The organism is Methylophaga sp. UBA5088 (assembly GCF_002414625.1).
Lineage (GTDB): Bacteria > Pseudomonadota > Gammaproteobacteria > Nitrosococcales > Methylophagaceae > Methylophaga > Methylophaga marina.
The window spans coordinates 3,112-9,627 of sequence record NZ_DIAC01000135.1 but is presented as its reverse complement, the minus strand read 5'-3'; the positions used below and the strand labels follow the sequence as shown (position 1 = coordinate 9,627).

The 6,516-nt window shown below is 44.9% G+C and carries 5 protein-coding genes; 3 read left to right on the top strand and 2 right to left on the bottom strand.

The genetic code is table 11. The annotated features are described in order from the left end of the window. On the bottom strand, positions 1-413 hold a 413-nt coding region (locus B4K20_RS16870), incomplete at its 3' end, for a class I SAM-dependent methyltransferase (protein ID WP_289283808.1). Next, positions 410-865: a hypothetical protein gene (locus B4K20_RS16865; RefSeq protein WP_289283807.1), complete on the bottom strand. Its 456-nt coding sequence runs from the start codon at positions 863-865 to the stop codon at positions 410-412. The genes B4K20_RS16870 and B4K20_RS16865, both read right to left, overlap by 4 nt. A gap of 196 nt (positions 866-1,061) precedes the next feature. On the opposite strand from B4K20_RS16865, the gene B4K20_RS16860 reads away from it, so the two are divergent. The 3 genes from B4K20_RS16860 to B4K20_RS16850 all read left to right on the top strand — a co-directional run. Continuing rightward, positions 1,062-3,335, top strand: coding sequence for a bifunctional diguanylate cyclase/phosphodiesterase (locus tag B4K20_RS16860; RefSeq protein WP_289283806.1), 2,274 nt, complete (start codon positions 1,062-1,064; stop codon positions 3,333-3,335). A gap of 513 nt (positions 3,336-3,848) precedes the next feature. Next, positions 3,849-6,113 carry a nitric-oxide reductase large subunit gene (locus B4K20_RS16855; protein ID WP_289283805.1) on the top strand — a complete coding sequence of 755 codons (2,265 nt, stop codon included), beginning with the start codon at positions 3,849-3,851 and terminating at the stop codon, positions 6,111-6,113. A 30-nt stretch (positions 6,114-6,143) separates the two neighbouring features. Continuing rightward, positions 6,144-6,516 (top strand): SirB2 family protein (locus tag B4K20_RS16850; RefSeq protein WP_289283804.1); only part of this gene is annotated, 373 nt, incomplete at its 3' end.

Below are 6,516 nucleotides of genomic sequence, written 5' to 3'. Positions count from 1 at the left end.
CCCATGTTCAGGCTGTTAACCAGCTTAGTTAATACAGGCTTTTGTTGCCCCAGTGGAATATGCCAAATGCTATCCCAGGCGGTAATGAAGTCGTAGCAGTTCTCAATCTCCCATTTGCAGATATCTTCATGGTGAAATGTCACTTCTGGATGACGCTGTCTGGCAAGGTCGATCATTTTGCTGGAAATATCGACACCTTCAACGTGAAATCCTTCTGTTTGAAGGAGGTCGATAAAACGTCCGGTACAACCACAGCCAACATCCAGTGCATTACCTCGATGGTCAGTAAAACTGATAGCACGCTTATGCGCTTCGATACCGTTATTTCTTTTAAAGTCCTTGCTTTGCCAGAGGTGGGTAATGGTGTCGTAGGCTTTGCCAATATCGTCTGGATTCATATGAGAGTAGGTCACAATTTATTGGCTTTTGTGTATTCCTCAATAAACTCATTAATGAGGAATTCAACACTCTCATACAATTCATCCATGTCGGCGATATCTTTGGCATATCGTCCCCAGACAAACCCGTCTTTGCTATAGCATTTTCCATTAACGCGATAGGACATGGTTCTGCTGAAATCGAGATAAAGCAGAAATTCACCCGCATGCACTTCAACACGTAAAAATAGCTGAGCATCATCACGTGGGCTTTGCTGAATATTAGCAGCGTATAACTGACTATCGATGATGGCTTCCAGCTCACTCTCATCAACACTATCCGGCTCCACGGTATACACCACATAAAGCTGATCTGGTTTAGTTATTTCAAGGCCTGTACCAGTGTTTGCCATAACGGAAGAAGCCTGTAGTATAAGACTGACTATGAAGAAAAAAGGCAGGAAGCGTTGGAGTGTTGGGTTTGTCATTTAAGCGCTCAATATCAATTGATGGTATTGGATTCATTGCTGAGTTTGATGATAACAGAGCGTGCCAAGCTTGCGAATTTTAGCGGTTCTTTTTGAAGAACGTTATCAATTATTCCGAATCATTCATCTGTCCTGTTATGGCGTTATATATCCAGCTAAGCTATCGGCTACCTGTAAGAATCGAGTGGTTTTTTTTATGAATACTGTGTGGATGTCAGCATTAAGAATATCCATCATTTACGTGATTATTGGTGGCATATGGATAATCACTTCCGACCAGGCTCTTTCATATTTTTTCAGTGATAAACAAACACTTGTTGAGCTACAAACTATAAAGGGCTGGTTCTTTATTATCGCTACGGGTCTCATTCTTTTCTGGCTAGTTTATCGTCAGTTGAGAAATATGAATGAGGCTGAAGAGCGCTTACGCTATGCGCTGAATGCTTCTGGTGATGGCGTTTGGGACTGGGATGTGCCTTCAAGCAAGGTGTGGTACTCCAAGCAGCTGCAAACAATGCTTGGCTATGCCGATGGGGAATTCAGTAACAGCCTTGATGAATGGTCGAGTCGTGTTCATCCGGATGATCTGGCGTTGGTGATGGAAGATTTACAGCGTCACCTTGATGGTAAAACAGATTGTTATATCAATGAGCACCGCATGCGCTGTAAAAATGGGCATTACAAGTGGATTCGTGATAGTGGACTGGTGATTACTCGTGATGAACATGGGAAACCTATACGCCTTGTCGGTACACACGCTGACATAACCACCCGTAAAGAAGCAGATGAAAAACTCAAGCTGGCCAATACGGTATTTACCCATGCTTATGAAGGGATTTTAGTCACTGATACTGATAATAAGATTATCGAAGTCAATGACGCTTTCACTAGAATCACGGGCTACAGCAGAGAAGATGTTATTGGTAAGAGCCCTAAACTCCTTCAGTCAGGTAAACATTCTCCAACGTTCTATGAAGAGATGTGGCATTCAATTAAGACGGAAGGCTATTGGTCTGGTGAGGTCTCAAACATACACAAAAATGGACAGCCATTTATAGAAATGCTGACGATCAGTGAAATTCGTGATGCAGATGGTAACGCCGTTAACTATGTGGCCTTGTTTTCAGACATCACACATATTCGTGCACAACAGATAGCACTTGAGCGACTGGCAAGTTATGACCCATTAACCTCACTGACCAACCGTATCTTACTGGCTGATCGTCTCAAGCAATCCATGGTACATTGCCAACGTCATCAACAATTATTGGCGGTGGCCTTTATTGATTTAGATGGCTTCAAGCAGGTCAATGACACTTATGGTCATGAAGTCGGCGATAAACTTCTGGTCACTATTTCTAATCGTATGAAAGCGGCGTTACGAGAGGGCGATACCCTTGCTAGGATTGGTGGGGATGAATTTATCGCCGTACTCACCGAGCTGAATGTGTTTGAAGACTGTGAATCGGTGATTGAGCGTCTGTTAACGGCATCCTCTGAGCCTATTTCTATTGATGATAAAACCTTTTCAGTGTCTGCCAGTATCGGGGTGACGTTATTTCCAGAAGACAGTGTGGATGCCGACATTCTCATGCGTCATGCTGATCATGCTATGTATACAGCTAAGCAGTTGGGTAAAAATCGCTATCACCTATTTGATGTGAATCAGGATGATGCCATCCGCTTACATAGAAAACAGTTGCTGGATATTGAGTTAGCACTGAAAAACGATGAATTTGTCATGCACTTCCAACCCATCGTCAATATGAGAACGGGCTCGGTGATTGGTTTAGAGGCCCTGCTTCGCTGGCAGTCACCTGAGGAAGGCTTGTTAACACCAGGTGCGTTTTTGCCCTACATAGAAAACAATCCCATCAGTGTTAATTTGGGTGAATGGGTTATCCATGCAGTCCTGAAACAAATCAGCCAGTGGCAAGCAGCACAGGCCACTATGCCAGATATAATCAGTATTAATATTTCAGCTCTACAGATTGGGCAGACTAACTTTGCTGATAGATTAGCCTCTCTGCTGAATGCTTATCCTGAGGTAGACCCGCATAAAATTGAACTGGAAGTTTTAGAAACCAGCGCCTTAGAAGACATCCAGAATGTATCAAATACAATGAATGCCTGTGCCCAGCTAGGTGTGAAATTCGCAATTGATGATTTTGGGACAGGCTATTCATCACTGACATACCTCAAGCATTTACCGGCGGAAATCATCAAAATAGATCAAAGCTTTGTGCGTGACATGCTGATTGACGAAGATGATCTGGCTATTGTGAAAGGCGTTATCGGTCTGGCAAATGCCTTCCAGCGAGGCGTCATAGCCGAAGGCGTGGAATCTGCCGAACATGGAAAAGCCCTATTAGAACTTGGCTGTGAGCAAGCTCAAGGGTTTGGTATTGCGAAACCGATGCCAGCAGAGCGTGTGCCCGAGTGGATAGAAGGATGGAAACCACAGTGGTGAGTACCCAATGTTATTCAGACATCCTATCCTCACGAGTTCACTATCTGTTTTGGCTGGCTGAGTGACAGCCTATCTTTAATTATTAATGCTCTCGCTCACTTAGTTTTCAATCTCAAGAAATTCAAACGAGCCGTATCACCATTTTGATACAGCTTTTTTTATCTACTTATTGCGAAATCGTTCGCACCGCACATTATTTCGTCTATTCCTTCATTAATTTCAATTAGGAGATGAGCGTTTTTTTCCTGTCTTTAAACTTCAACTAGTTCCATTCCTTGCTTTAAATAGGTAAATGAAATACCTTATTAAAAAGGCGGGATTTGATAGCTGATGCTATGTTTTTATAAAGTCATTTTATTAAACAGAAACAAAGTGTTAACTGTTGTTCTCAATAGAGAAATATATTGATTGACGCGCAGCTGTCGACTTGTTAACTCAGTCATTCCGTCATTTACTCGGTATTCAATAAAGCCTTGCTCAGGGTATAGGCGCCATCTCACAAAGGAGTGACTGATGACAAACGTAAAAAAACTCTGGTTATTTCTCGCTTTCTTATTGTTTGTGTCTTTTGGGGTGCTGATATGGAGTGGTAATCAGATTTACCAGCAAGCGCCACCTATGCCCGAAAAGGTCCTCACTTCTGATGGTCAGCTACTTTATAGCCGCGCTGAAATTGAAAAAGGACGACAAGTCTGGCAGTCCTTTGGCGGAATGCAACTTGGCTCAATCTGGGGACACGGTGGTTATGTTGCTCCGGACTGGAGTGCCGACTGGATGCACCGAGAGTTGATGGCCTTACTCAATCTCTGGGCGAACCGAGATTATGGTGTGGAAAGTTTTGAGCTTGCCAATGCCGAACAGCAAGCCGCTTTGCAAGGCAGACTGAAGTCCCTAGTCAGAAAAAATACATACAATCCCGACACTGGCGTCATCACTTTAAGCTTGGACAGAGTCAAAGCGATAAGTCAGGTCTCTGAACATTATCAACGTCTCTTTAGTGATGAACCTTCAACGGCTGAGCTTCGTGAAGCTTACGCCATGAAAAATAACACGGTCACCGATCCAGAAAATCGTCGTGTACTCTCCGCCTTTTTCTGGTGGACGGCATGGGCCACTATGACTAATCGCATCGATGGTCACATTACTTATACCAATAACTGGCCTAATGAGCCGTTGATTGATAATAAACCGCCGGCGAGTATGTTTCTCTGGTCTGCATTCAGTGTGACATTCCTGTTGGCTGGAATTGGTTTAATGGGCTGGTATTACGCGGTGTCTCATGGCAAAGAAGAGGCGACCAGTAAACTGCCGGCAACCGATCCCATGCGCGATTTACGACCTACACCTTCGATGATGGCGACAGCCAAATATTTCTGGGTGTTGCTCGCTTTATTCCTGGTACAAATTCTACTCGGTGCGGTGACTGCGCATTATCAGGTAGAAGGCCAGGTTATGTATGGCTTTGAGTTATCGGAAATTTTGCCTTACTCGATAACTCGCACCTGGCATACCCAACTGGCCGTATTGTGGATAGCACTTGCTTGGCTCGCGACCGGCCTTTATATCGGTCCTGCCGTATCGGGTTATGAACCGCCTTATCAGCGATTCGGTGTGAATTTGCTGTGGGTCTGCTTGCTAGTCATTGTGGTCGGTGCCTTTACTGGGCAATGGTTCGCGGTGAATCAGACATTAGGATTGGAGCATAACTTCTGGTTCGGTCATCAAGGTTGGGAATATGCCGATATTGGCCGGTTCTGGCAGTGGTTCCTGTTTATCGGTTTATTACTCTGGTTGTGTTTGGTGGGGCGCTCGCTCTGGCCGACATTACGTCAACCCTCTGAAAGTCGTTCCATTATTGGTTTACTGTTCTTATCCACCGTTGCCATTGGCTTGTTCTTTGGGGCGGCACTGGTCTGGAATGAACACACCCATATTTCCATGGTGGAATACTGGCGCTGGTGGTTGGTTCACCTCTGGGTTGAAGGATTCTTTGAAGTCTTTGCCACAGCAGTTATTGCGTTCTTATTTACTCGTCTGGGCTTAATCCCGGTCAAAACAGCAACAGTTGCTGTGCTGTTTGCCACGATTATTTTCATGTCAGGAGGCGTAATTGGCACATTGCATCATCTCTACTTTGTCGGATCACCTACACCGGTATTGGCGTTGGGTGCCAGCTTCTCAGCACTCGAAGTAGTGCCACTGGCCTACATCGGGTTTGAGGCGTATCACAATTACACGTTGGGTCATGCGACTGAGTGGATGAAACGTTACCGCTGGCCGATTATGTTCTTTGTGGCCGTGGCGTTCTGGAATTTGGTCGGTGCCGGTTTATTTGGATTTTTAATTAATCCACCATTATCGCTGTACTACATGCAAGGTCTTAACCTGACGCCTCTGCATGGTCATACCGCCTTGTTTGGTGTTTACGGTATGTTGGGTATTGGTTTGACCTTGTTCTGTATACGCGGTATCAAGCCTGATCTAGTCTGGCCGGAAGGTATTCTTAAAGCCAGCTTCTGGTGTTTCAATATTGGTCTGGCTCTGATGGCTTTACTCACGCTGTTACCGCTTGGCGTTATGCAATTGTTTGCCAGCCTGAATCATGGTTATTGGTACGCCCGATCAGCGGACTTTATGCAGCAACCGGTTGTTGATTTACTGGTCTGGATGCGTGTGCCTGGCGATACCATCTTTGCTGTCGGCGCTTTGTTATTAGCCTGGTTTATTCTTAGCTTATGGATTAAACCAAAATATGAAGGTGGGCAACAACGCGGCTAGAAGCCAATCCGATTTAAGGAGTGACTGACGGTGATTGAGTTCTATGATGAGGTTCGGCATGTACACTGGCTGATGGCCTTTGCCAGTGGTGGCTTGCTCTTCATTCATGGACTCATTCACCTGAGTCAGGCCGATAATCTGCTTTCAACGTCCGTTCGTTATCTTCGCTACGGCGTTGATACAGTATTGATCACCGCTGCGTTAATGCTGACCAATATCGTGCAGCAATTTCCTTTTATCGATGCTTGGCTCACGGTGAAGTTTCTGCTGCTGATGGTTTATTTGTTTCTCTCACACATCATGCTCTACAACACTCGAAACCAGCGGCAATATGTCATAGTTTGGGGGCTGGCCTTGATGACCTGGTTGTTTATTTTCAGCGTAGCGAAAACCCACAATAGCT